The following is a 26135-nucleotide window of genomic DNA, read 5'->3' on the forward strand; positions in this document are numbered from 1 at the left end:
GAAATAAGGATTGAGTGTTGAACATAAAATACAGTTTTTTGGTACCAGTTTATAACGTAGATAAATACTTAGAAAAGTGTTTGGAATCAATTATAATCCAAAGGCAGTTTTCGTCTAGTTGCGAAGTGATTTTAGTGGATGATGGGTCTACAGATTATTCCGGCGAAATGTGTGATAGATATGCTGCTAAATATCCGAACATATTTGTTTTTCATCAGGATAATTCTGGACTTTTGCAGGCCAGAGCTACAGGAGTGAAAAATGCGTCAGGAGAGTATTATATATTCGTTGATTCTGATGATTTTATAGAAAATAATTTTTTGGATGTGATTGATCACTACATAAGTGATGGTCATCCAGATGTGTTGGTGTGTGGATATTTTTTATGTGGTAGATGCAATAAAAAAAGATGCATCGTAACTGATTTTGAAGCAGAATCTATATCTAAAGAGTCAATGCTAGAGAAATTTGCCGGTACTGACAAATATAATCGTGTATGGGGGAAAGTTGTAAAAGGGAACTTCCTTAAAGAACACATAGATGAAATTTATGATTGTGCAGTTAATATTGGTGAAGATAAGCTTCAGACAGCATATATTATCAAATATGCTTCTGACTTTTTGTTAATAAATGAATGCCTTTACAATTATATATTGAGGGATGATAGTATTGTTCATTATAAAAGCGAAAAGGATATTAGGGATGCGATTTATATATATAGCAAGGTGAGAGGAATTGTACAGAAAATCTGTGATGATCAAAAGTATAGTTCATCTGAAGCCAATGAACTATTATTATCGTATGATTCCAATGCGCTGAATACTGTAATGGAGCATTTATTTAAATACAATAAACGAGATATAAGCTTGAGTGAAAAGAAAGTGGCATTAAGTGGCATTTTGGAAGATAATAAGAACTTCTTCGTGTCTAATAAAAAGGAAATAAAGTTGAAGTTTATAAATAAGCTAAGATATCGTCTATACATAAATAAAAAACTCGTGATGCTTCATATGGTAGATAGGATGCTTTTTCGTTTTAAGAAGATGGTATATCGCTGAGATAAATTATGAGAAAAAGAATAATTGCCTTGAATGGTGGACTTGGAAATCAGATGTTCCAGTATGCATTTGCTAGAATGCTAGAAGACAGGAAACATTGTTTGATTGAATTTGATACTGGGTTTTATAGTACGGTAAATGATAGGAAATTAGCCATTCAAAACTATAACATTCATAAATATGATTTTTGCAATCATGAATACTATAATAAAATAAGGCTGCTGTTTCAGAAAATCCCGTTTGTGGCTTGGCTAGCAGGAACCTACAAAGAGTATTCTGAATATCAGTTGGATCCAAGGGTTTTTCTGTTTAATTATAGATTTTACTATGGCTACTGGCAGAACAAGCAGTATTTTGAGAATATTTCAAATGACATAAGAAACGAATTGTCTTATATTGGGAATGTTTCAGAAAAAGAAAATGCACTTTTGAATATGTTGGAAGCGCATAATGCCATAGCAATTCATGTAAGACGCGGCGATTATACTCAGGAAGGATATAATAAAATCTATATTTCTTTGAGCAAAGAATACTATAAAAGAGCAGTTTCAATTGCTTGTAAGGAACTAGGAGATAATAATATTCCCCTGTATGTTTTTTCTGACGATATAGATTGGTGTAAAGCGAATCTTGCGGACATCGGAAATGTTACCTTTGTAGATAATACTATCAGTTCTTCAGCTGATATCGATATGCTGATGATGAAAAAATCCAGGTGCCTTATTACAGCAAATTCGACTTTTAGTTGGTGGTCTGCTTGGTTGTCAGATCGTGATGATAAGATTGTACTTGTTCCGGATAAATGGCTTCAAGATGAAGAGAAAAATACGAAGTTGATGAAAGCATTTATTTGTGATAAATGGAAGATTGTTCCTGTATAAAAGAGGTAGGTTAGTTGGAAAAAGGATTTTATATACATATTGGCTCTAAAACAGCATTTCTGGGCGTTGAGAAAAAAGTTCTTGCACAAATCAAGGCTTTATCACAGGAGTATGATGTAGATAGGATAGTCATCGAAAAAGAAGAATCAAACATTATAAAATCCATTTTATGGCGTCTTCCTGGTGGCTCATGGGGGGCTAAATATGAAGAGGCGCTGGATGAAATAAAAGAAAAAGCTAATGGGAATAAAGTGAATTTTTTCTATATTCGAGCTCAGGTAATGGACAGGAAATACATGCATTTCTTGAGCAAAATCAGGGGGAATTATCCTGATGCTAAAGTGGTATTTGAGCTACCGACCTATCCTTATGATCGTGAGCTTTTTCAGAATGGCACTATGTGGCCATGGTTTTTTAAGGATAGACATTATAGGAAGCAACTAAAAAAGTACGTTGATAGATTGGTGACGTTCTCTGAAGATGATTATATTTGGGGAATAAAGACTATAAGAATTATTAATGGAATAGGAATGTGAAATGGAGAAAAAAGTAATAAATCTATTCACTGTGGGGAATTTTCAAAAGTCTCATGGGTATGAGCGCGTTATTAAAGGTCTGAAACAATACAATGAAGAAGAGCATGAAGTCGAATTTTTGTTTCATATGGTAGGTGAAGGAACAGAACTTAATTATTACAAGAAATTAGTTCAAAAACTCGGATTGACAGATTCGATTTTTTTTTATGGGAAATTAACAGGGGAAAGGCTAGAAGAAGTATATAAAAAGGCAGATATTGGGCTTGGAATCTTTGGCGCATATAAAAGAAAACTATACCTATCCAGTGCGCTTAAAATTAGAGAGTATCTATTACATGGACTACCTATAGTGTCGGGATGTAGAGAAGATATTTTTATAGGTAAAGACGTTCCTTTTTTTATCCAGTTCAATAATGATAGTTCTGTTATAGATATGGACAAAATAGTGCATTTTTATGAGAACTTAGAACAATATGGAACAAAGGAAACACTGAAGGAGACTATCGTTGATTTTTGTAGAAAAAATGCTGATATGAATATTACTATGAAGCCAGTTCTAGAGTATCTTAAGAAATGAGTATAAAGCGTTTTGGCTTTTAGGGGAAATATTGCTATAATGAAATGATTGATTAAATATTTTTCATCTTTTTTGGATTTAAAAGGGAGTAGTTTATGAAATATGCGTTAATTGGCTGTGGCCGTATATCACCTAACCATATTGTGGCAGCGCAGAATAACGGCCTTGAGATTGTTGCTATTTGTGATATTGTTGAGCAAAATATGCATGACAAGATGGTGAAGTTCAAGTTGCCTGAACAGGTACATTGCTATACTGATTACCTTGAAATGTTAGATAAGGAAAAGCCTGAACTTGTCGCTATAGCGACAGAATCAGGCAAACATGCTGAAATCGCGATTAATTGCTTGAAAAAAGGACATGCTAATATTATCGTAGAGAAACCTATAGCTTTATCGCTTGCAGATGCTGATCGGATAATTGCTGCAGCAAAAGAGGAAGGTTTAAAAGTATGTGCTTGCCATCAGAATAGGTTTAACAAGTCTATTCAGAAGATTAGAGAAGCTGTTGATATGGAGAGATTTGGTAAACTGCTCCATGGAACAGCACATATTAGGTGGGCCAGAGATTATGAGTATTATTCTCGTGCTAAGTGGAGAGGTACTTGGGCTCAGGACGGTGGCGCGCTTATGAATCAATGTATTCACAATATCGATCTTCTCAGATGGATGATGGGAGATGAGATTGATTGCGTTGTTGGGATGACTGATCGCCTCAAACATGATTACATTGAAGCAGAAGACTTAGGAATTGCACTTATTAAGTTTAGAAATGGTTCTTACGGTATAGTAGAGGGAACTACCAACATTTATCCCAAGAATCTTGAGGAAACGTTGTATCTTTTTGGAGAAAAGGGAACGGTAAAAGCTGGAGGTACATCAGTTAATGTGATTGAAGAGTGGCGTTTCTCAGATATGCTTGATGATCCAGATGAAGTTAAGGCAAGGTTTCATGAAAATCCACCAAATGTATATGGATTTGGGCACACACCATTATATGCTGATGTTATTGATGCGATTCAGAGTGATAGACAGCCATATGTAGATGCAGAGGCTGGTAAAAGAGCTCTCGAGCTTGTTTTAGCTATATATAAGTCTGCTGCATCCGGAGAAATAGTGAAGTTTCCTTTAGCGGAATGCTCAACACTGGAATTTGAGGGGCGCTTTGATAATAAGTAAACCTAATAATAGAGTGTAGGTAATCAGATATATATGTGTGGAATAGCAGCTTGCATTAAAAAGACTGGACATATCGATAGAAACAGATTTGATCGAATGGTTGATATAATCAGTTATAGAGGGCCGAATGATCGAGGAGTATATTTTGACGATGGTTTGGCATTAGGGCATAGGAGGCTCTCTATAATAGATCTTTCTGCAGATGGGCATCAGCCATTTGAGAAAATTGATGACTATGTTCTGATATTTAATGGCGAAATATACAATTATATAGAGTTAAGAAATGAACTATCTCAAAAAGGATATCATATCAAAACACAGACGGATACAGAGATAATAATTCATTCCTATATAGAATGGGGGAACGAATGCGTCCGCCATTTTAATGGTATGTGGTCATTTGTTTTGTATGATAAGAAGAATAAAAGTTTATTTTGTTCCAGAGATAGATTTGGTGTTAAACCATTATATTATACCGATCAGGAAGGCTTTTTTTTGATTGCTTCTGAGATTAAACAGTTTTTTGAAATACTACAGGAGCGGCCACGTGCGAACAGAGACATGCTTTTACGGTATATTATTCGTGGCACTAACGATGTTCCTCCTTATACTATGTTCGATGATATTTATCAGTTAGAGCCTGGATACAATATGGTATATGACCTTGAATCGCATTCTTTTTCAAAAGAAAGATATTATGATATAGGCGATAGTCGAGAAAAAAATATTAAGTATGAGGATGCCTGTGCAAAATTTAAAGATGCTTTTTTCGAAGCTGTAAAACTAAGGCTTAGGTCGGATGTTCCAGTCGGATATTTCTTATCTGGAGGTTTGGATAGTTCCGCTATAGTTTGCGCCGCAGATAAAATCATTGGTAACGCGAGTGTAAATGATGGTTTTAAAGAGCAGCATACAATCTCATCCTGTTTTGAGGACAAAAACTATGATGAGCAGGAGTATATGGATGAAGTAATAAAGGCTACAGATATTACTTCGCATAAAATTTTTCCTAATACAGATAATCTGTGGAATGACCTGGACAAGATTATTTGGCATATGGACGAGCCATTGGGATCAACCTCTACATATGCGCAGTGGTCAGTGTGTAAGGCGGCCAAGGAAAATGGCCTTACTGTAATGCTGGATGGACAAGGTGCTGATGAGCAACTGGCTGGGTATACTGATTTCTATACAGTGTTGTTTGTTAATGCAATTAAGAAGTGTAAGTTTAAATACTTAAAAAAAGAAATTGATGCTTATCTTGCACTGCGTGCAAACTCTGAAAAGCACATTTCATCAAGAGAGGTTATACTGTCTGCTATAAGAGAGTGTTTTACGCCAGGAGCAATTCATAGGCATATAAAGAAGGTATATCTTGAGAAAGTTGCTAAAATACCGTTTGATAAGAAATTGATTAAGCAGGTGGTGTCCAGTGAGTTGATTTATCCACAGGGAAAGCCTAGGAACTATATTAAGACATATATGGAAAATGAGCTACTGCAGCTGTTACATAGGTGTGATAGAAATTCTATGGCTTTTTCAATAGAATCCAGATTGCCTTTTCTGGATTATAGGCTGGTGAACAGCGTATATGAGATGCCTTACGAGTACAAAATAAGAAATGGCTATAGCAAGGCTGTTATGAGAGATGGACTTAAAGGTATTCTACCTGAAAAAGTTAGGATGCGTATCAGCAAATTTGGATTCGTGACGCCTGAAAATCAGTGGATCAAGGACAATAGTGATGTATTCCGCAAGGAATTAGTGGATGCCTTGGAGATATACAGGGATTTGTTTGACACAGATAGAGTATTACGATGGTTTGATGATAATAAGGATAATATCAAAAGAGGCAATTTCATGATCTGGAGAATAATTGACTCGGCGCATTGGGTTAAGATATTTAATGTTTCTGTTTGAAGTGGAGCGTGATGATAAAGTATAAGTTTATGGGGCAGGTCTCCAATGAACAGGTATTAGAGTACTATAACAAAAACAGAATAGACTGCTTTGTGCATGCTTCTGAGCTAGAGGGGGCGCCTGTTTCCATTATGGAAGCAGAAAGTGCTGGAATCCCGATTATCTCTACAGATGTAGGTGGAGTTAAGGAGATGATAGATGGTAATGGCTTTTTATTACCTATTAATTTCACACCAGTAGAAATGGCTGATAAGATAGTAGAACTCTTGGAATTGCCTAAAGAGGAAAGAGAAAAATTAGGAAAGAAATCAAGGCAAATATGGGAAGAAAAGCTTGATGCTGAGAAAAATGCCAAGGAATTTGTGAGCTTTCTTGGCAAAGAAGGAGGCAAAAAGCTAAAGAATATCATTCTCATTACAAATGGATATCCTTATCTTGGTAGTGAGATTGGGTTTCTACAAGCTGAACTTAAGGAATTATTAAAAAGTTTTGATGTGACAATTATTGCCTGTATAACAACTGAGATAGATGATTCTAAAAAAAGAATTTTCGAAGCTAATGCTCTAAAACTGCTAAACTCTGAATCACTAAAGGGCAAAGTTACTTTTTGTGAGTACACATATAAATACAGCTTTTTGGCACTAATTCCCTGTGCCCTGAGTTATTTCTTTGATAAAAGGGTAAAACTGGAAAGAAAAGAAATTGTCCATAGTAAAAACAAAATGAGCATCAAACTATGGGAATCTATAAAGTATTATGGAGAAGCACTGGCTTTCTATAATTGGTATAGTGAGACTTTCAAGACTGAATTTGATAAAGAGGATACAATCATATATTCGTTTTGGAACCTTCCGCCAGTCTTGGGACTATGCCTTAATAGAAATAAAATAGGAATATCCAAGATATTAACTAGAGTACATGGTTACGATTACCAGGATGAACAATGGGGAAAAAGAATGCGCAAGCCATTTGCTCCTGTGATAGATACATTGATTGATAAAATGGTCTTTGTATGCAATACAGGAAAAGAGTACTATTGTAAAAGGCATAGCATTGACGATAGTAAATGTATTGTAAGTTTTTTGGGATCAGGTAGCTATACTCCGGTAGAAAATGCTACAAGAGAAAATGAAGATATTGTTGCTAGCCAAAGCGATGATTGTCATAGAATTGTTAGCTGCGCCTCGTTGATTCCTTTGAAAAGAGTAAATCTTATCATTGAAGCACTGGGAATTGTGGCAGAAAAACATAAAGGTAAGGATTTGGAATGGATTCATTTCGGGGACGGAGTTTTACGCGAAGAAATAGAACAACAGGCTACTAAGGTTTTAGGTAATTAAGTATTTGAGGATTTGAATATATGCAACATAATGAATTGACGTTATCTGTTATAATGTCAGTATATGAAACACCTGTTGAATATTTGCATGAGTCAATTGATAGTATATTGAACCAGACATTTAGAGAATATGAGTTTATTATTATTGATGATGGTTGCTCTAATCAAGATACTGTAAGTTGCCTGAAGGAATATAGTATCAAAGATAGCAGAATAAAACTTATCAGAAATTCGGAAAACATTGGCTTAACCAAATCGCTTAATGTCGGACTAGATAGTTGTCAGGGCAAATACATAGCCAGGATGGATGCTGATGACATTTCAATGCCTGAAAGATTTGCAATTCAGATTGAGTATATGGAGACGCATCCTGAAGTGAGCCTTTTGGGCGCTAATTCTATAGGCTTTGACGGTGATAAGATACTATTTGATGAGAGCAAAATAAATAGCAGGGTCAGAAGACCAGAGATTGCAGAAATCAGAATGCTGGTTCAAAACACAGGATTTGCGCATTCGACATATATGATGCGAAAATCCTTTTTGTTTGAACATGGAATACGATATAATGAAAGCTTAAGATACGCACAGGATTATGCTATTACAACTGATATTATACTAAATGACGGTAAAATCCATAGAATAGAGAAATCCTTGCTCAAATATCGAGAGCATGAAGGTCAAATATCAAATGGTTTTAATGGTGGGCAGATGGAGTGTTCTATAATGACAGCTTCGAAACGACTTTTTAATACATTTGAAGGCTTGTCAGAAAGAGAATGCAGGATTATTTCTCAATTACCATATAATGATAGTGAATATTCTCCTAAAGAGACAATAATGGCATTAAAGAGTATGTTTCAAATTAATAGACATTTACAGAAGTTTAACAAATATCTATTTGAACGGGAGTTTAGATATTACTGGTATAAGAAAATAATGCATGTAAGTAAAGCTGAAAAAAAGCCATGGGGAGTATTTAAGCTGTTTAGCATATGTTCAGTACCTTCGATTATAAGTGTGAAAAAAGAAGAACATAGGTATAAAAACCAATAAACTAACAATTTTGTGGGATAAAATAAGATGAAAAGAAATGGAAAAATAGATTTATTACGTTTTGTTTTTGCAATAGTAATAATGCTACACCATCTTGGAATGAGAACAGACCTTTTTGATGCTTTTGGTTTGCATTTTCAAGTAGTTAGTCAAAGAGGCGGTGGTTTTGCAGTAGTATTCTTCTTTCTTGTTTCTGGAGCTTTGTTGGCAAAGTCAACTGACAAAATAGTTGATTCTGCGGACATTCCAAAGGTTACTACGCAATATCTTTGGAAGAAATATAAGTATTTTATGACGTGGTATATTCCAGCTTTTATCTTGAATTTTGTTTGGGATTGCATGAGAGAAAGCATTTCTGGAGGAATAAAGCATTCGCTATACAATATTTCAGGCTTTTTTATGATGCAGTATATAGGGTTAAATGGCGGAGAATTATATCCTAATGGCTTTTATGTGCCTGCTTCATGGTATTTATCTGCGCTAATGATTTGTTCATTGGTTTTATTTCCGCTAATACTGTGGAAGAGAGAGATTTTTATTCGAATTATTGCCCCATTAACCTCAATTGCTAGCCTATATGTTTTATTGAATTATAAGAATAGATTTAGAATAGCTAGTGGTTTATGGTATCCGCTTGCTGTGATGTGTGCTGGATGCATTGCTTATGAACTTGCAAAGAATATTAAAAATACTGAAGAGATATATAGACATGGAATTACATTGCGAATAGCCGAAGCAGCAATCTATTTGTTGACAATAGTGTATATTAGTTCAGACTTACAGATAGAATTTGAATATCCTATGTTTATGCTCTTGACAATAGCTGTTGCGATATCTTTTAGCGGGGGTACTGATGATAGCCTACTTAGCCATAAAATCTTTAGCTTTTTAGGAAGAGCAAGTTTTCCATTATATTTATTTCACGAGGCAATCAGCTTGATTTATATCGAATTATTGAATAAGCATGGAATAAATCATGGCTATTTATCGCACATAATTCTGTACATATTGTGCATTGTAATAGCCTTTTTAGCACAGTATGTGTATGATACTATCAAAAAGAATAAAACTCAGATAAAAAAGGTTGATGCATGAAAGATTTGAAGTCTGTTAAAAGAATAATTAGTGAATTAACAGAAATAATGACAAAGAAGCAAAAAAAGAAATCAGTAATAGTCTTTGCTTCAATGATTATATGTTCATTGTTAGAATTACTGAGTGTATCTGTGATATATCCATTTCTTGATGCCATGGTAGATATGGATAATATGAGCGAAAAGTGGTACGCACACATAATATATAAGATTTGGCCAGAAATCACACCTGTAACGATGGTATTATTCATTGGTATCATTATAATCATTGTTTTTTTGCTGAAAAATTGTGTTGCGTTATTATGCACTTATATTCAACAGAAATTTTCTGCAAGCTTTCTTAGAGAACTGTCAACACTAATGCTTGAGTCTTACTTAAAAAGACCATATGAATTCTTTGTAAACACTAATAGTGCGGTCATAATACGAGGAATAAATGGAGATACCTCAGCTGCTTATCAGGTAATGCTGAGTATATTTGAGTTTTTAACCAGCTTTTTGACTGCAGTTATGATAGGTGTTTATTTATTATACACAGATTTGTTTGTTGCAGTGGGAGCTCTTCTTTTAGCTGGAATATGTTTTTTGGTAATAGTGTACGGCTTTAAAAAGAAGCTTAAATATGCAGGACAAGCTTTTATAGATGCGAATACAAAACAGTTCATGTATAGCTATCAGGCTGTAAATGGTATTAAAGAAATAACTGTTATGGATAGGAGAGGTATTTTTATTGAGCAGTACGAAAAGGCTTCCAAAATAGTTGAAAAATTAAATGTGACAAATAATTTCATTAACGCATGCCCAGATAGAATATTAGAAGGAGTGTGTGTTGGTGGATTCATAGGAATAGCGTGTATAAGAATAGCAATAGGAACAGATGCAATTCATTTCATTCCGGTTTTAGGTGCTTTTGCTTTGGGCGCTTTTAAGATACTTCCATCAATTTCCAAGATGTCTTCTAGAATTAACAACATAGTGTATAACCAAGCGAGATTGACCATATGCTATGATAATATTCGAGAGGCGAGGCAAATAGAAAAAGACAATATTGGAATGCGTGAAGAAAATACATCTTCTCAGTATTTGACAGATTCTAATACATTTGTATTTGAGAATAATATAGAGATTAAAGATGTTGTATGGAGATATAAAAATTCCAATGATAGCGTATTAAATGGCTTATGTTTGAAGATAAATAAAGGAGAATCTATTGCGCTTATTGGTGCTTCTGGATCGGGGAAAACTACTCTTGCAGATATGCTATTAGGTCTTTTTAAACCCCAAAGTGGTAGTATTATTGTTGATGGAACAGACATATATTCAATACCGCATGAGTGGGCTAAAACAATAGGATATGTACCACAGTCTGTTTATCTAATAGATGATACAATAAAAGCGAATGTGGCTTTTGGTATTCCAGAAGATATGGTTCAGGAAGATAAAGTTTGGGATGCTATTAGTAAAGCTCAATTGGGAGATTTTGTTAGCGGTTTGCCAAATGGAATAAATACTGTTGTAGGTGAAAGAGGAGTTAAGTTTTCTGGTGGTCAGAGGCAACGTATAGCAATAGCCAGAGCGCTATATGAGAATCCAGAAATATTGATTCTAGATGAAGCTACTTCAGCGCTTGATACGGAGACAGAAAATGCCGTTATGGAATCTATAGATGCGCTTATTGGGCAAAAAACACTTATAATAATAGCGCATAGGCTTACAACAATACGAAATTGTGATAGAGTGTATGAAATAAAAGATGGGATTGCCTTTGAACGTCAAAAAGAAGAAGTTCTGTAAGGCGAAATGAAAAATAAATGAGGTAAAACGATGAAAAAAATTGAAAAATATGCCAATATTTTAAAGAACATGAATAGAAACCTGGATTCTTTAGAAAAGATTCAGACTAAATTATTAAAGCAGAAAAATACGGATGACTTTTTACGCCCTTTATTTTTAGAGGAAGTTGAGTATACACGTAAGCTGAGATCAGCGTTAAAAGTAAAAGATGTAAATGGAAAAAACTATACTAGAGTAGGTAGCCCTGCTGATGGCGGTTATGTTATGGTTGACGACATGGATAAGGTTACGGAAATATATAGTATAGGAATAGGTGATGAGATATCTTTTGACACGTACTTTTCCGATAGAAAAGTGAATGTTTATATGTATGACCATACAATTAAGGATATTCCGGTTCATAATGATTTCCTACACTGGAAGCCAATAGGGATATGCGGAAAGTGTAATTCTAGCAGTAATATGAAAACGCTTGAAGAAATTGTTCATGATAATTGCCACGATAGTGAAGAGAATATGATACTAAAAATGGACATAGAAGGTTTTGAGTGGGAAGTGTTAAAAAATGTCAGTAGCGATACGTTTAAGGCATTTGATCAGATTGTGATGGAACTGCATGGAATGCATAATCTAGGGCATAAGGATTTGATCCTTGCGGGACTAGAGAATCTTAATAGAACCCATCAGTTGGTTCATGTACACGCAAATAATTGGGGAGGCGCTATAAATTTGGATGGCTGGATACTCCCAGACATGTTGGAAGTGACGTATGTTAACAGGAATAACTATCAATTTAAGGATTCTAATAGATTTTTCCCTACGGATCTAGATGAGAAAAATATCGATCAGTTACCGGAAATACCATTAGGTTATTATAATTAACATGTTTGGAATGTAGTATGATAATTATTAAATTTTGTGGAGCTTTGGGAAATCAACTTTTTCAGTATGCACTTTACGAAAAGATGAGGATACTTGGAAAAGACGTAAAGGCTGATATAAGTGCATTTGGGGATGGGAACGAAAAAAGGTTTTTTTATTTAGACGAATTGGGCATTGAATTTAATATTGCTAGTGCAGATGAAATAGCTGAATATTTGAATAGAAAAACCATTAGATTTGTGCCGGGATTTCTTCAACACAGGCATTATTATTTTGAAAAGAAACCATATGTATATAATAAAAAGATTCTAAGCTATGATGATTGTTATTTAGAAGGCTATTGGCAAAATTACAGGTATTTTGATGATATAAAAGATGAATTATTAAAACATATGAAGTTTCCATGTTTGCCGCTAGAACAAAAAAAGTTAGCAGAGAAGATGGAAAATGAGAATTCAGTAGCCGTGCATGTTCGTATGGGGGATTATTTAAATCTCCAAGATTTGTACGGCGGAATTTGTGATGCCGATTATTATGATAGAGCTTTTAGTTATATTGAAGGAAATATATCTAATCCTGTATATTACGGCTTTTCAGATGATGTCGATAAAGCTTCAGCATTGTTAGCAAAGCATAAAATAAATTGGATTGATTATAATTCTGAAAAAGGTGCTATTTACGATCTGATTCTTATGAGTAAATGTAAAAACAATATAATTGCAAATAGTTCATTTAGTTGGTGGGGGGCGTATCTTGAATACAACAACGGGAAAGTTGTTGTTTCACCTAATAGGTGGATGAATTGTTTTGAAAATAGCAATATTGCATATTGGGGCTGGATCTCGTTATAGGGGATTTGTTTCTGCATAAATAAATGTTGAAGGACTATTTGTACATGGAAAAAAAGTTTAAAAAGATTATAATTGTGGATAGCCTTCCAAATTTGATGATTGCAATTGCAATAAGAACACAGCATTTTAGGGATTGCGTTTTTGATATTGTACTTAGTAATAGTATTCCAGAAGTTGAAAGAATTATCAGCAGTTGCACTTTAAAAACTATATTTGACGAGGTTTATTTGGCAAATACAGATGCCCTTAATAGAATGGACAAGAAAATTTGGGGCATTTTGAGTTTAAAATGTGCGATTAATAAAATTATTGGTACCGATTTGGTTGGACAATACGATGATTTATTTTTTTGGAATCCGAATACAGCTTTTACATGCATATATTTATACTTGAAAAACAATAATAAAGACATGAATGTTCACGTGTATAGTGATTGTTTTGTGGGCTTTTTTCGTGAAGATCCATTTGCTCTTCTTAAATGTGGGTATCCTGTGTATTGTGATGGAACATATGACAGATTATTTAGACTTAGAAATGGCGAATTTACGTATAATAAGCTTAGTTTTGATTATTATATGTTCAGAAGTGATATTTCGCCAATAATTCGTAGGAGACGGACCATCGATGTTTCTACAGATTTATTTAGAAGACCAGAAATGATAAAGATTATCAATAATGTATTTGGTTATGATTCTAAATATACTATAAATCAGAAGTATATTTTACTATTAGGAGTCCCAGGTGAAACCAAAGCGGAAGAAACATTGATTTCCGAGTTGAACGTGATTTTAAAATGGATAAAACCTGAAAAGTTGTATATAAAACCCCATCCTAGAACTCCGGTTGGGTATTATGACAAATATAGGGTTAGAGTAGCCGAAAAAGCCTATCCATGGGAATTGTATTGTATGAATAATGAATTGAGTGATAAGGTTATTATTGCAGATGATACTAGTGCAGTTTTTTTATCAGCGCTATTAATGCACCGTAAAATGAAAGTTATTTGGTTGCGAGACATACAACCATATAAAGAATGGTTGTTGGACGAGAAGTACTGGAAATGGTCATTGGAAGAAATCGAAAAAGAGGGGTGTATCAATTACACACCAACTACCATAAGTGAGTTAGAATGTACGATTAAGGAAGTTATATAGAATTAAGTACTGTCCGAAAAAAGAATTTGATGAGAAGAATATATATGAAAAAGAATATTGCAAATTGCCTGAGTACAGAAAACATTACTGTTGTGGATGCTATGAAAAAAATACAAGACAATGCTAGAGGAGTCTTGTATATTGTTGATGAGAATGGAAAGTTTTTGGGAAGTGTAACCGATGGAGATATTCGTCGCTGGGTTATCCAGACCGGCAATATAACAGGCACCGTTTCCATGTTTTTGAATAGAAATGCAAAGTGCATAATGGAGAGCCAGAGAGATATAGCAGATAATGTTTTGAATACATTAGGGGTTAGATCTCTCCCTATAATTGATGATAATGGTTTTATCAAAGATATAGTATTTGACGAGTTTTATTCTTCTGCAGGATTAAATGATTGCCTTAAAGATGTTCCTATAATAATTATGGCGGGAGGCAAGGGGACTAGGTTGTACCCATATACAAAGATTCTTCCTAAGCCGCTTATTCCGATAGGTGAAGTACCAATTATAGAGCGTATTATGAATCAGTTCCATAAGTATGGAGCGTGTGATTTTTATCTAGTATTAAATTACAAAAGAGAGATGATAAAATCCTATTTTATGGATCAGAAGCTTCCTTATCAGGTAGAGTTCGTAAATGAAGAAGAACCTTTGGGAACTGCTGGAGGGATAAGATTAATTGATAGAGTGTTTACCTCTCCGGTTATAGTGACTAATTGTGATATTCTTATAGAAGCTGATTATGAAGATATCATATCATGTCATAAACAACTGAATAATGATATGACAATTGTATCTTCATTGAAGAATATTTCTATTCCATATGGTGTACTGGAGACTGGAGAAAATGGAAAAGTGTTATCGATGAGGGAGAAACCGTCTATTCCGACAATGGTGAACACTGGAATGTATATAATCAATCCGAAATTTATCGATTGGATACCCGAAAAGGAAGTGTTTCATATGACACAGTTAGCGCAGAAATTGATAGATTCACAAAAAAAAGTCGGAATGTATCCTATAGATGATAATTCTTTTTTGGACATGGGCGAGTTTGAGGAAATGAAACGAATGGAGAAAAGACTTAGTGATTCAAGATGATACTGAATGTGTTTGTCTATAAATACAAAATAACAGTCTAAATATTTGATTGAACATGTAGAAAGGAATGCATGAAATATATACTGAGTTCATGCTACAGAAAATGAACAATATCAGAATGAACAAATTTCAAGAAGATGCGAAGCATTTGTCTTCATCTTTAAATGTATCTGGAAGATTTTCGTTTCAGAAAAGCGCTATGAAACATGTTGTGGTTGATATTGCTAATAAGTTGTCACTTAGAGCGGAAGATTCGCTTCTTGATATAGGGTGCAATTGTGGAGATATTACAATACCATTATCGTTTATGTGCGATTCCTGTACGGGAGTTGATGGTGAATCTGCAATAGAAAGATTAAAAAAAAGAACGCAAGACTTAGATAATGTAAGCTTTATAGTTGGAGATTTTTCAGAATTAAAAATTGAAGAACAATATGATTGTATTTTGATTTATAGTGTTCTTATGTATATAGATGGATATGATAACAAGAGAAACTTTATAAAAAAAGCTTGTGATCTGCTTAAACCAGGTGGGAGAATGCTTGTTGGGGATGTTGTGAATACTAGTGTTAAGGAACGATATTCCAATAGTGAGGTAGGCAGAAAAATTGATAAAGAGTATAAGCACCAATTAACAAATCTTACCCAAGAGGATATAATTAAGTCTGAAAACAACGTAACCGAGCCTTTTGATATTATGGACGATAAAAAAGTCTGTGACTTACTGCTTGAGATTCGAAATTGGGGTTATGAATCTTTTTTGCTACCACAAAGTGTAGAACTACCATTTGGTTATACGAGGCAAGATATATTGATTAAGCGGTGGTGAAATGGGCTGAGTTTTTTGGCAAAGAAAGGAGTATGCCATATCACGAATGATATGGCAGTTAGGTTATTACTTTGAACTATGATGATAAGTATATAATACGTCTAGCAGAGATGGCTGATGTGGACGGGATTATGTGTTTTATAGATGAGTATTGGAAAAAAGGCCATATATTAGGGAATAATAAAGAGTTTTTCTTATATGAACATGCAGACCAAGATAGAATTAATTTCCTTTTAGCTATAGACAGAAAAAGTAAAGAGATTGAGGGAATATTGGGCTTTTTGCCGGCATCGCACGATGCAAGTACTTTTGACATATGGACCGGTATATGGAAGGTAAGAGATGGAGTGCTACCCCTTTTGGGGATGGAGTTGTATAAAAGATTGCCACAGATGGTTGGGGCACGGACAATTCTGGGTGTTGGTGACTCTCAGACAACTACAGGACCATTATTACGAAAACTAACTAAAACATTCAATACGTGGAGAATGAGACATTTCTATTATTTAGCTGATAGAAATGATTTTTTTATTGCTGATGTAAAAGACAAATATATACAAGAGCCAAAATACATAAGCAGAGTAGCTAAAGTAAAAAAAATAGATGATATTAGTGAAACCCAAGAGTATGTCAATTTCTATGATCATGGTGTAGTGCCATATAAAGATTTATCATATATAAATCATAGGTATTTTAAGCATCCTATATACAATTATGATGTATATGGGATTCAGCTAGATGATTCCAAAGCTCTTATAGTTATAAGAAAACAAGAATATGAGCAACGAAGCGTTGTTAGAATTGTCGATTATATTGGGGAGCAGATATGCTTTTCTGGAATTAATTCGTTTATCCGGGAACTTTTGTCTGAGAACGATTGCGAATATGTAGATTTTTACACCTATGGTTTTCAATATGAGTATATCTTTGAAGCTGGCTTTACAGAACGAATGGAAAACGATAGTATAGTTATTCCAGATTATTTTAATCCGTTTGAACGTAGAAATGTAGAAATATGGGTTTCTGGTAATGTTGAAACGGGATTATTTACCAAAGCTGATGGCGATCAGGATAGACCAAATTAGACATTATTAGAAAGATTATGGGATATATGGGCATGTATTACAATATTTTACAATATTTAGAAGAAACTGAAGCAAAATATAGAGATAAGATAGCATATGCAGATGAATCTGAGGAATACTCATTTACAAGACTCCTAGATTGTGCAAAACGAATTGGAACTATGGTTGCATTTAAAGTGGGGCAGCATTCCCCAATTGTGATATATACCGAGAAAAAAGCAAGCTGTGTTGCAGCATTTTTGGGGGCTGTTTATGCAGGTTGCTTTTATGTGCCGATTGATAGTCAAATGCCGTTGGATAGGGTAAAGCTTATTTTTGAGACATTAAAACCGGCACTTATAATTTATGACGATACTACCTCTAAAGAAGTAGATGATATTGATTGTAGTATTGATAGGGTTCACATAAGCGAAGCGGTATTGACAAATATTGATCAGAAAAGGCTTGACAGCATTAGATGTGAATCAAAAAGCACTGATTTATTATATGTTTTATTCACAAGCGGCTCTACTGGCGTGCCAAAGGGGGTTACAATATCTCATTTGGCAGTTATAGATTTTATGGAATGGATTTGTGAAAGGTACAGACTTGATGAGGCTGTAAGGCTATGCAATCAGGCACCATTCTATTTTGACGCTTCGGTTCCGGATCTTTTTATCCCGCTGAAAACGGGTGCAACAACATTTATTCCATCAAAAATGAGGTATACTTTTCCTAAAAAGATACTTCAATATATAGTCGAAAATGAGATAAATACATTGGTATGGGTGCCTTCAGCGCTGTGTAATGTTGTTAATTGTAAGGCGTTTGAAATTATAAAGCCATCAACTATAAGGCTTGTTATTTTTTGCGGAGAAGTTATGCCATGTAAACATTTAAATGAATGGATAAAAAATGTTCCTTTGGCAAAGTATGTTAATATGTATGGCCCTACAGAAGCAACATATGCATGCATGTATTATGATATTGAAAGAGCATTTAGTGACGAGGAAGTACTCCCATTGGGGAAAGCGTGTGAAAATAGTGCTGTACTAGTAATAAATGACGAGGGGAATGTAGCTAAAGAGGGAGAAATAGGAGAACTGTGTATATTGGGACAGTGTCTGTCAAATGGTTATTATGGTGCGCCAGAAAGGACAAAAGAAGTATTCGTTCAAAATCCTACGAATGATAAATGGATGGAAATAATGTACAAGACAGGGGATTTGGCATACAGAACAGAGGATGTTTTTTATTTTTCCGGTAGACGAGATTATCAGATTAAGCGTTTAGGACATAGAATCGAATTGGGGGAAATAGAGAATGCAGTTATTTCTATAGAGGGCGTAGATAGTGCATGCTGTTTATATAATAGGGATACTAGTGAAATAATAGTTGTATACTCCGGTACGAACAAAACTGAAAACATAGCTAGTTATATTAGCAAAAAGCTGCCTGGGTATATGCATCCAAACAAATATCAGTATTTAGATAAAATGCCAATGAATATAAATGGCAAAATAGACAGGGTTAAACTTAATAAATTATATGCGGAGGGATAACTATGGAGAGATTACTGACTTTATTAAAACAGGTAAATTCAGAAGTGGACTTTGAAAACAACAAGAGTTTAGTTACTGATGGTGTATTAGATTCAATAGATATTATAAGCATTGTTTCGTCTATAGAAGAAGAGTATTCTATTGAAATTGATCCTACTGAGATAGATCCAGATAATTTTGAGTCTGCGGAAGCGATTCTTGAAATGATAAAGAGATATATTAATTGATATATGTAATGTCATAAGGGAAAAAGAGATGCCAAATCAAAATCAGCAGTTAACAGTATCAATGTACCATTATACGAGGGAGTTGCAATATAGTCGTTATCCACAAATTAAGGGGATGGATTTGGCGAGTTTTAGAAAGCAGCTATCCTTCTTTAAGGAAAACTTTAATGTTGTCAGAATGGAAGAGGTAATAGAGGCGATAAAAGGGAAGTACACTTTGCCAGAAAAGGCGTTACTTCTTACATTTGATGACGGATATGTAGACAACTATACCTATGCTTTACCATTACTTGAAGAATATGGATTTCAAGGTTCTTTTTTTATTCCTGGTAAGCCGGTGGAAGAGCATTGCTTGTTAGACGTTAACAAGATTCATTTAATCTTAGCTGTAGCTAATGTAGATTCGCTGTTAAATGATTTGCTAGAAAAACTGGATTATTATAGAGGGACTGAGTATGACTTTCCTTCAAACGATGAACTCATAAATGAATTTGCACATGCGAACAGTTGGGACACTAAAGAAGTTATTTTTATTAAAAGAGTATTGCAAACAGCATTACCAGAAAAGCTTAGAGGAATAATATCTTCAGAGCTGTTTGCAAAATATCTAGATGTCTCTGAAGAAATCATGGCTCGAGATTTGTATTTGACAAGAGACCAGATTCGTACTCTTAAGAGGCATGGTATGCATATCGGAATACATGGTTATAGCCACATGTGGCTTGGAAGAGCGTCAAATGAAATCGCTCAAAATGATATAAAAAAAGCACTTGAGGTAATGGATGAATTTACTAATCATGATGAGTGGACTATGAATTATCCATATGGTAGTTACAATGAGAATGTGCTTGAGTTTGTTAAGAAAAATGGAGCAATTGCTGGTTTTACTACTGAAAGAGGTATTGCTACAATAGGCGGCAAATTGGATTTACAAATAAAAAGATATGATTGTAATGATTTTCCGCCTAAATCACAAGCTTTCGAGTTTATGGCTTAATTGCTTGGGATGTTAGAGTTTGTATGGGAAGGAAATTAGTAATATGAGTGAAAGAAAGGTGATAGCTTTAGTCGGAGCAGGTAATATTGGAAGTAGGCACCTGCAAGCTTTAGCAAACGTAGATACGCCATTACAGATTTATGTAATTGATCCAAATAAGGATTCATTATCGTTAGCTGACGAAAGATTTCGCCAAATAGATAATAGTGATGTGCATAATGTTATATTTGGAGAAAATATTGATATAATACCTAAAGCAGTTGATATGGCTATAATAGCGACGTCATCAGGGCCTAGATTGAATATTATTACAGAATTCTTATCAAAAACAGAATGCAAAAAAATGGTATTAGAAAAGTTTTTGTTCAATCGAGAGGAAGACTTTTATAGGGCAAGAGAAATTTTTGAAAAATATAATGTTAGTGTGTGGGTAAATACTACGTATAGAGCAATTCCTTTCTATAAAAAATTGGCAGAACATTTGTCTGATGCTAGGTATTTGAATATGCTAGTAACAGGTGGAAAGTGGGGATTGGCTTGTAATGGTATCCATCATCTTGATTTGTATAACATGTTATTAGCGGATAGTGAAGAACTAGAAGCAAGAAATAGTGGGCTTGATAATGTAATATATAAGTCAAAAAGAGATGGATACATAGAATTCAATGGTACTGTTTCTTTCGTTGGATCAAAAGGAAGTCTAACATTGACTTGTATTCACGATAGTGATTGCCCGATGATTACTAGCATACATTCTGATAAAGGTTTTTTTGAAATAATTGAAAGTAATGACGAATGTAGATATAGAATTGCTGAGGATGGTTATGAGCTTAAATCATGTGAGGTTGGTAACTTGCCTACAAGTGTTGCAATGACAGGTATATATTCAGATATCCTTGATTATGGAAAATGTGATTTGCCTGTTTTTGATATTAGCATGAAAGCGCATCTTGTTTTTTTAAAAACCTTGCTAGAAAAAGAAAATATGATTACAGGTGATTTGGAGAATGATGTATGTCAAATAACGTAAATAGGAAAAAGATTCTGCTAATTGGTGCAGGATTTATGGCGCGAGAGTACATTAAGGTTGTACGTGATTTGGAAGTGAATTTAGAAGTAGTTGGAAATAGCAAGGAAAACGCTGAAAAACTTCAAAATGAATGCGGAATTGAAGTAAGATATGGCGGAATACAGAAATATTTGGAGAGTTTAAAAATAGACGACGATGTTTATGCAATAGTTGCTGTTAATGAACGAGCTTTGGGAAAAGTTACCAAATTGCTTGTTCAGGCTGGATGTAAGCATATTTTAGTTGAAAAGCCTGGTGTAATTGATGTAAACGAAGGAAAAGAAATATTATGTTTGTCTCAAAACTGCAGTATCTATGTTGCATATAACAGACGCTTTTATGCATCAACATATGCTGCTGAAGAAATAATAAACCAGGATGGCGGAGTATCTTCTTTTAACATTGAATTTACAGAATGGAAGCACATATTCGATCAGATGGAAAACAAAGACTGTTTTGATAAAATGGTTTTGGCTAATTCATCACATGTAATTGATATGGCAATGTTTTTATCTGGTGGAAAAATAGATTCAGTTTCGCCAGTGATAAGTGGGAAAGATATAATTGAATGGCATAGAAGTGGTTCTGTTTTTGGCGGCGTTGGATTTACAGATAAAAAGCAGATTTTTACATATTCAGCCAATTGGAATGCCCCTGGTCGATGGGGAATTGAACTTAATACTTCAGAACATAGGTTGATTTTTAGACCGTTAGAGAAATTGCAACTTCAAGATAGGGGAAGTGTGAAGATTTACGAAGTTGACACAGATTATAGTCTGGACGAGAAATATAAACCTGGATTATATCGTGAAGTTATCGCCTTTTTAAATGATGATATGGATAATAGATTGTGTACGTTGAAGGAACAAGTCGCAAATATGGATATTTATTCAAAAATATCAGGGGAAAACTATTATGAGTAAACAAACAATGCGTGAGCACATGAAAGAAAGGTTTGGCAAGATTAACAACGATTTATCCTATAACCCGCCGTTACCTAACTCTTTAAACATAGAGCTTAATAACGTATGTAATCAAAAATGTGAATTCTGTGGGTATCATGGTAAGTATAAGACTTGGGATTTTGAGCCATCAATGCTTAAGCTGGATTTCGTAAAAGAAATCTTAAAAGAAGCAAAGAGAGTAGGCATTGGCGAGAAGGAAGTAGGCTTTTATTTAAGTGGTGAGGTTTTTTTATATCCTGATTTTGCAGAAGTTGTGGCATATACTAAAGCACTAGGATTTAAGTATACGTTTATTACTTCAAATGGTGCTCTAGCTACACCTGAAAGAATAAAAGCTGTATTGGATGCAGGACTTGATAGCATAAGGTTTTCTGTTAATGCTGCAGATAGAGAAACATATAAGACTATTCACGGCTCTGATGATTTTGATGCAGTGGTTAGAAATATCACATTTATGCATGATTATATTCAAGAGAACAATTTGAATGTTGCTACCTCTATTTCCTGCGTCGTAACCAAAAAACAGGGTCCGGATCTTCAGCAGAAAGTTAGAGAACTGTTTGCTGATAAAGTGGATGATATTCTCTTTATTCCAGTAATGCTGGACAACCTTAGTGATATGGACAAAGCAAAAGAGGAATTTGGTGTATATGACCAGGGTGAAATGGTACTAAATAAGGAGTTTAAGTGTCCAATACTGTTTAATACAATGTATATCAATAGCGATGGACATGTTATACCTTGTTGTAATGCGCCTTATACAGATTATTATGTATATGATCTGAACAAGAAACTTGACCTTGAAGAAGCATGGTATAGTGATGGATATAAGCGTCTTAGGCAGATTTTTATTGACGATGCGGATGATAAGGGAACGATATGCGAGAAGTGTATATTGAGGTTTAAAGGCGCAGAAAGACTATCAATGGATTAAGGCGAAGTGATGTTTAGTTTAGATCAATTTATATCTGAAAAAGTAATCAAACGACCTGTGTCGATGTTTGCTGAAGATATTAAGAATAATAGTGAGCAAATCACAGGGAAAGTAAAAGATAAATCCGTTTTAGTAATTGGAGGAGCTGGATCTATTGGCTCCTCATTTATAAAAGCGCTTCTTCCATTTAAGCCAAAGTCATTGGTTGTGGTAGATACAAACGAAAACGCATTGGCAGAACTTACTAGAGATCTTAGATCTACAAAGGGTATGTATGTCCCAGATGATTATGTACCATATCCAATGGATTTTTCGTCTCCTGTTTTTGAGAAGATGTTCAGAGATAGAGGCGGATTTGATATAGTAGGTAATTTTTCAGCACATAAACATGTCAGATCTGAGAAAGATATATACTCTGTAGAGGCATTGATTCAGAATAATGTGCTGCATGCTAAAAAGCTTCTGGATCTTCTTTCAGAGTATCCACCGGAAGAATACTTTTGTGTATCCACCGATAAAGCTGCAAATCCCGTTAACATAATGGGAGCTAGTAAAAGGATAATGGAAGATGTCATTTTTTCTTATTCAGACAGATTCCCAGTTAAAACTGCCAGATTTGCTAATGTGGCGTTTTCAAATGGCTCGCTTCCGGCAGGCTTTATAGCAAGAATACAGAAATTGCAACCATTATCAGCACCTTTAGATGTTAGAAGATTTTTTGTTTCTCCCGAGGAATCGGGCCAAATATGCCTACTTTCCTGCGTGTTAGGTAATAACAGAGAAATCTTTTATCCTAAACTTGAAGAAGCTCAGATGATGACTTTTGATGCAATTGGAACGGAGCTTCTAAAAGCATATGGATATGAAGTTTTGCAATGTGATTCAGATGAGGAAGCTATTGATCATGCAGAGGAGCTAAAAAAGGGAAGTAGGAAGTATCCCGTGCACTATTCTGTTTCAAATACATCTGGTGAAAAGGCTTTCGAGGAATTTGTTACAGAAGAGGAAAAGACTGATTTAAATAGATTTTCTTCTTTAGGAGTAATCACTGATAAGATAATTCCAGATAAGACTAGAATTGAAAAACTATTTGCTGAATTGAAAGAAGTATTTGATCAGGATAAAGCATCTAAAGAAGATGTGGTTAGAATAATGCATGAATACTTACCGAATTTTGAACACATCGAAACCGGAAAATCACTTGATAGTAAAATGTAATATAGAGAGGCACTAATGGATAAGTTTATCCCCCTTTCAGTCCCCAATTTTGAGGGGAATGAAAGAAAGTATGTTGATGATGCAATAGATCAGGGCTGGGTATCTACAGGCGGGGCATATATTTCTAGGTTAGAAAAAGAGCTGGCAAATTTTATGCATGTGGAAAATGTAGCGGCTTGTCAAAGTGGAACATCTGCGCTTCATATGGCGCTTGTTGAGGCAGGGGTAAAACCTGGAGACGTTGTACTAGTCCCACCGCTAACGTTTATAGCGGCAGTTAATCCTGTCAGATATCAGTTTGCAGAACCTGTATTCATTGATTGTGATGATAGTTTCTGCATGGATCCTGATAAGCTTAGAGATTTTTGTCAGGATGAGTGTGATTGGGATGGCGAATCTCTTAAACATAATGGAAAAGAAGTAAAAGCCATAGTGGTTGTCCACGTGTTTGGTAACATGGCAGACATGGAAGCAGTTATGGATGTTGCTTCGACGTACGGACTTAAGGTAATAGAAGATGCTACAGAGGCTTTGGGCACATATTACCTTGAGGGAAAATATTCAGGCAGATATGCTGGAACTATTGGTAATTTTGGATGCTTTAGCTTTAATGGTAATAAAATTATTACAACTGGAGGCGGCGGGGCAATTACTGCCAATAATCCGGAAGTAGTAGACCATATAAGATTTCTTTCAACTCAGGCCAAGACTGATCCACATTTTTATATTCATGATGAAATTGGATATAACTATAGAATGACTAATTTACAAGCAGCACTTGGCGTTGCTCAAATGGAAGAATTGCCGGAATTCATTAAGAGAAAGCAAAAAAACTTTGAATTATATAAAAATGAATTCGTTGATTGTAAGTATGCTGAATTGATGCCATTTAGAGTGGGGGTATCTTCTAATAAGTGGTTTTATTCTTTGTGTATTGACAGGAATGTTATAATAACGCCAATGCGCGATATTATTCTGATGTTAAAAGAAAAAGGCATTGAGACCAGGGCAATATGGGGACTTATAAACGAGCAAAAGCCATATTTGAATTATGAGACATATAAGCTTGAGAAAGCTCCTTATTATGCTGATAGGATTCTTAATATTCCTTCAAGTACTAGCATTACAGAAGATGAGATTCATTATGTTGCAGATGAGATAAAAAAGCTTCTTGAGGCATTAGTAAATGGATAAAAAACTAGTATTAGTAGGCGGTGGAGGTCATTGCAAATCTGTAATTGACTCATTATCAGAAAAAAGCGAGTATTCAGAGATTGTTATCACGGACTATTCTCTTCCAGAAGGCACAATAGTTAATGGATGCAATGTTGTAGGTAATGACGATTGCTTACCAGATTTGAAAAATAACGGATTTGATTATGCATTTATTACTATGGGAAGCGTTGGCAAACCTAACGTTAGAGCTTCTCTAGTAGAGGAAATAGAGAAATTGGGTTTTCTTAGTCCGATCATTATTGATTCTACAGCTGTAATTGCTGATGATGTCCATATAGGCCAAGGAACCTTCATAGGGAAAAATGCGACCATAAATACTGGTGTATCTATTGGTAGTCACTGTATTATAAATACAGGATGCATTATTGAGCATGAATCTGTAATTGGAGATAAGTGCCATATTGCAACAGGGGCAATCCTTTGCGGGGGAGTTCATGTTGGAAACAATAGTTTTGTAGGGGCAGGGAGTACAATTATTCAAAGTGTTTGTATAGGGAAGAATGTAGTTATAGGAGCTAATAGTACGGTACTTTACAATATTGGAGATGAAATGAAGGTTTGCGGAATATTGTCTAAAAATTCGGGGGGGGGACCGAAACTCAGTAATTAAG

The 26135-nt window shown here is 34.7% G+C and carries 25 protein-coding genes; all 25 read left to right on the top strand.

Annotated elements, in window-relative coordinates; translation table 11 throughout:
- Window positions 1-14 precede the first annotated feature (14 nt).
- The 25 genes from BPR_RS19465 (at window position 15) to BPR_RS02200 (ending at window position 26134) form a co-directional block, all read left to right on the top strand.
- Window positions 15-1058: a glycosyltransferase family 2 protein gene (locus tag BPR_RS19465; protein WP_013279807.1), complete on the top strand. Its 1044-nt coding sequence runs from the start codon at window positions 15-17 to the stop codon at window positions 1056-1058.
- Between the two features lie 8 nt (window positions 1059-1066).
- Complete coding sequence (locus BPR_RS02085; RefSeq protein ID WP_013279808.1) at window positions 1067-1939, top strand: alpha-1,2-fucosyltransferase; 873 nt, start codon at window positions 1067-1069, stop codon at window positions 1937-1939.
- 14 nt (window positions 1940-1953) lie between these two features.
- Window positions 1954-2475: a hypothetical protein gene (locus BPR_RS02090; protein ID WP_013279809.1), complete on the top strand. Its 522-nt coding sequence runs from the start codon at window positions 1954-1956 to the stop codon at window positions 2473-2475.
- A 1-nt stretch (window position 2476) separates the two neighbouring features.
- Window positions 2477-3052, top strand: coding sequence for a glycosyltransferase (locus BPR_RS02095; protein ID WP_013279810.1), 576 nt, complete (start codon window positions 2477-2479; stop codon window positions 3050-3052).
- A gap of 95 nt (window positions 3053-3147) precedes the next feature.
- On the top strand, window positions 3148-4230 hold the full coding sequence (locus BPR_RS02100; protein WP_013279811.1) for a Gfo/Idh/MocA family protein: 1083 nt from the start codon (window positions 3148-3150) through the stop codon (window positions 4228-4230).
- A 33-nt stretch (window positions 4231-4263) separates the two neighbouring features.
- A complete protein-coding gene (asnB, locus tag BPR_RS02105; protein WP_013279812.1) occupies window positions 4264-6150 on the top strand; it encodes an asparagine synthase (glutamine-hydrolyzing) in 1887 nt (628 codons plus the stop codon).
- Between the two features lie 11 nt (window positions 6151-6161).
- Window positions 6162-7490, top strand: a complete 1329-nt coding sequence (locus BPR_RS02110; protein WP_013279813.1) for a glycosyltransferase — start codon at window positions 6162-6164, stop codon at window positions 7488-7490.
- A 53-nt stretch (window positions 7491-7543) separates the two neighbouring features.
- Window positions 7544-8542 (top strand): glycosyltransferase, encoded by a 999-nt coding sequence (locus BPR_RS19470; RefSeq protein WP_207636485.1) that lies wholly within the window; start codon window positions 7544-7546, stop codon window positions 8540-8542.
- A 27-nt stretch (window positions 8543-8569) separates the two neighbouring features.
- Window positions 8570-9637, top strand: coding sequence for an acyltransferase family protein (locus BPR_RS02120; protein ID WP_013279815.1), 1068 nt, complete (start codon window positions 8570-8572; stop codon window positions 9635-9637).
- The gene (locus tag BPR_RS02125; protein WP_013279816.1) at window positions 9634-11430 is read left to right on the top strand and encodes an ABC transporter ATP-binding protein; all 1797 of its coding nucleotides are present in this window, start codon (window positions 9634-9636) and stop codon (window positions 11428-11430) included. Before BPR_RS02120 ends, BPR_RS02125 begins: the two co-directional genes overlap by 4 nt.
- Window positions 11431-11460: 30 nt before the next feature.
- Window positions 11461-12312: an FkbM family methyltransferase gene (locus BPR_RS02130; protein WP_013279817.1), complete on the top strand. Its 852-nt coding sequence runs from the start codon at window positions 11461-11463 to the stop codon at window positions 12310-12312.
- 17 nt (window positions 12313-12329) lie between these two features.
- On the top strand, window positions 12330-13163 hold the full coding sequence (locus BPR_RS02135) for an alpha-1,2-fucosyltransferase (RefSeq protein WP_052301780.1): 834 nt from the start codon (window positions 12330-12332) through the stop codon (window positions 13161-13163).
- A 44-nt stretch (window positions 13164-13207) separates the two neighbouring features.
- Window positions 13208-14317, top strand: a complete 1110-nt coding sequence (locus BPR_RS02140) for a hypothetical protein (RefSeq protein WP_143754248.1) — start codon at window positions 13208-13210, stop codon at window positions 14315-14317.
- Between the two features lie 44 nt (window positions 14318-14361).
- On the top strand, window positions 14362-15423 hold the full coding sequence (locus BPR_RS02145) for a sugar phosphate nucleotidyltransferase (RefSeq protein WP_042256375.1): 1062 nt from the start codon (window positions 14362-14364) through the stop codon (window positions 15421-15423).
- A gap of 103 nt (window positions 15424-15526) precedes the next feature.
- Window positions 15527-16252 (top strand): class I SAM-dependent methyltransferase, encoded by a 726-nt coding sequence (locus BPR_RS19475; protein WP_167531135.1) that lies wholly within the window; start codon window positions 15527-15529, stop codon window positions 16250-16252.
- A gap of 110 nt (window positions 16253-16362) precedes the next feature.
- Window positions 16363-17337 carry a hypothetical protein gene (locus tag BPR_RS02155; protein ID WP_207636486.1) on the top strand — a complete coding sequence of 325 codons (975 nt, stop codon included), beginning with the start codon at window positions 16363-16365 and terminating at the stop codon, window positions 17335-17337.
- Between the two features lie 17 nt (window positions 17338-17354).
- A complete protein-coding gene (locus tag BPR_RS02160; RefSeq protein WP_013279823.1) occupies window positions 17355-18878 on the top strand; it encodes an amino acid adenylation domain-containing protein in 1524 nt (507 codons plus the stop codon).
- Between the two features lie 2 nt (window positions 18879-18880).
- Window positions 18881-19105, top strand: a complete 225-nt coding sequence (locus tag BPR_RS02165) for a phosphopantetheine-binding protein (RefSeq protein ID WP_013279824.1) — start codon at window positions 18881-18883, stop codon at window positions 19103-19105.
- A gap of 28 nt (window positions 19106-19133) precedes the next feature.
- A complete protein-coding gene (locus BPR_RS02170; RefSeq protein ID WP_013279825.1) occupies window positions 19134-20102 on the top strand; it encodes a polysaccharide deacetylase family protein in 969 nt (322 codons plus the stop codon).
- Between the two features lie 43 nt (window positions 20103-20145).
- Window positions 20146-21132, top strand: coding sequence for a Gfo/Idh/MocA family oxidoreductase (locus BPR_RS02175; protein ID WP_042256382.1), 987 nt, complete (start codon window positions 20146-20148; stop codon window positions 21130-21132).
- Complete coding sequence (locus tag BPR_RS02180; protein ID WP_013279827.1) at window positions 21117-22094, top strand: Gfo/Idh/MocA family protein; 978 nt, start codon at window positions 21117-21119, stop codon at window positions 22092-22094. Before BPR_RS02175 ends, BPR_RS02180 begins: the two co-directional genes overlap by 16 nt.
- Window positions 22087-23070, top strand: a complete 984-nt coding sequence (locus tag BPR_RS02185) for a radical SAM/SPASM domain-containing protein (RefSeq protein WP_013279828.1) — start codon at window positions 22087-22089, stop codon at window positions 23068-23070. Before BPR_RS02180 ends, BPR_RS02185 begins: the two co-directional genes overlap by 8 nt.
- A gap of 63 nt (window positions 23071-23133) precedes the next feature.
- Window positions 23134-24288, top strand: a complete 1155-nt coding sequence (locus BPR_RS02190) for a polysaccharide biosynthesis protein (protein WP_242662179.1) — start codon at window positions 23134-23136, stop codon at window positions 24286-24288.
- 15 nt (window positions 24289-24303) lie between these two features.
- Window positions 24304-25482, top strand: a complete 1179-nt coding sequence (locus BPR_RS02195; protein WP_013279830.1) for a LegC family aminotransferase — start codon at window positions 24304-24306, stop codon at window positions 25480-25482.
- A complete protein-coding gene (locus tag BPR_RS02200) occupies window positions 25475-26134 on the top strand; it encodes an acetyltransferase (RefSeq protein ID WP_013279831.1) in 660 nt (219 codons plus the stop codon). The genes BPR_RS02195 and BPR_RS02200 overlap by 8 nt, the downstream gene beginning before the upstream one ends.
- Window position 26135: the final 1 nt, after the last annotated feature.

The sequence above is a fragment of the Butyrivibrio proteoclasticus B316 genome (assembly GCF_000145035.1).
GTDB classification, from domain to species: domain Bacteria; phylum Bacillota; class Clostridia; order Lachnospirales; family Lachnospiraceae; genus Butyrivibrio; species Butyrivibrio proteoclasticus.

What these genes read in the sequence shown, in the direction of transcription:
- BPR_RS02085 (WP_013279808.1), top strand. Translation starts at nt 1,067, where the DNA reads ATGAGAAAAAGAATAATTGCCTTGAATGGTGGACTTGGAAATCAGATG.
- BPR_RS02095 (WP_013279810.1), top strand. Translation starts at nt 2,477, where the DNA reads ATGGAGAAAAAAGTAATAAATCTATTCACTGTGGGGAATTTTCAAAAG.
- BPR_RS02100 (WP_013279811.1), top strand. Translation starts at nt 3,148, where the DNA reads ATGAAATATGCGTTAATTGGCTGTGGCCGTATATCACCTAACCATATT.
- asnB (WP_013279812.1), top strand. Translation starts at nt 4,264, where the DNA reads ATGTGTGGAATAGCAGCTTGCATTAAAAAGACTGGACATATCGATAGA.
- BPR_RS02110 (WP_013279813.1), top strand. Translation starts at nt 6,162, where the DNA reads ATGATAAAGTATAAGTTTATGGGGCAGGTCTCCAATGAACAGGTATTA.
- BPR_RS19470 (WP_207636485.1), top strand. Translation starts at nt 7,544, where the DNA reads ATGTCAGTATATGAAACACCTGTTGAATATTTGCATGAGTCAATTGAT.
- BPR_RS02120 (WP_013279815.1), top strand. Translation starts at nt 8,570, where the DNA reads ATGAAAAGAAATGGAAAAATAGATTTATTACGTTTTGTTTTTGCAATA.
- BPR_RS02125 (WP_013279816.1), top strand. Translation starts at nt 9,634, where the DNA reads ATGAAAGATTTGAAGTCTGTTAAAAGAATAATTAGTGAATTAACAGAA.
- BPR_RS02130 (WP_013279817.1), top strand. Translation starts at nt 11,461, where the DNA reads ATGAAAAAAATTGAAAAATATGCCAATATTTTAAAGAACATGAATAGA.
- BPR_RS02135 (WP_052301780.1), top strand. Translation starts at nt 12,330, where the DNA reads ATGATAATTATTAAATTTTGTGGAGCTTTGGGAAATCAACTTTTTCAG.
- BPR_RS02140 (WP_143754248.1), top strand. Translation starts at nt 13,208, where the DNA reads ATGGAAAAAAAGTTTAAAAAGATTATAATTGTGGATAGCCTTCCAAAT.
- BPR_RS02145 (WP_042256375.1), top strand. Translation starts at nt 14,362, where the DNA reads ATGAAAAAGAATATTGCAAATTGCCTGAGTACAGAAAACATTACTGTT.
- BPR_RS19475 (WP_167531135.1), top strand. Translation starts at nt 15,527, where the DNA reads ATGAACAATATCAGAATGAACAAATTTCAAGAAGATGCGAAGCATTTG.
- BPR_RS02155 (WP_207636486.1), top strand. Translation starts at nt 16,363, where the DNA reads ATGGCTGATGTGGACGGGATTATGTGTTTTATAGATGAGTATTGGAAA.
- BPR_RS02160 (WP_013279823.1), top strand. Translation starts at nt 17,355, where the DNA reads ATGGGATATATGGGCATGTATTACAATATTTTACAATATTTAGAAGAA.
- BPR_RS02165 (WP_013279824.1), top strand. Translation starts at nt 18,881, where the DNA reads ATGGAGAGATTACTGACTTTATTAAAACAGGTAAATTCAGAAGTGGAC.
- BPR_RS02170 (WP_013279825.1), top strand. Translation starts at nt 19,134, where the DNA reads ATGCCAAATCAAAATCAGCAGTTAACAGTATCAATGTACCATTATACG.
- BPR_RS02175 (WP_042256382.1), top strand. Translation starts at nt 20,146, where the DNA reads ATGAGTGAAAGAAAGGTGATAGCTTTAGTCGGAGCAGGTAATATTGGA.
- BPR_RS02180 (WP_013279827.1), top strand. Translation starts at nt 21,117, where the DNA reads ATGTCAAATAACGTAAATAGGAAAAAGATTCTGCTAATTGGTGCAGGA.
- BPR_RS02185 (WP_013279828.1), top strand. Translation starts at nt 22,087, where the DNA reads ATGAGTAAACAAACAATGCGTGAGCACATGAAAGAAAGGTTTGGCAAG.
- BPR_RS02190 (WP_242662179.1), top strand. Translation starts at nt 23,134, where the DNA reads ATGTTTGCTGAAGATATTAAGAATAATAGTGAGCAAATCACAGGGAAA.
- BPR_RS02195 (WP_013279830.1), top strand. Translation starts at nt 24,304, where the DNA reads ATGGATAAGTTTATCCCCCTTTCAGTCCCCAATTTTGAGGGGAATGAA.
- BPR_RS02200 (WP_013279831.1), top strand. Translation starts at nt 25,475, where the DNA reads ATGGATAAAAAACTAGTATTAGTAGGCGGTGGAGGTCATTGCAAATCT.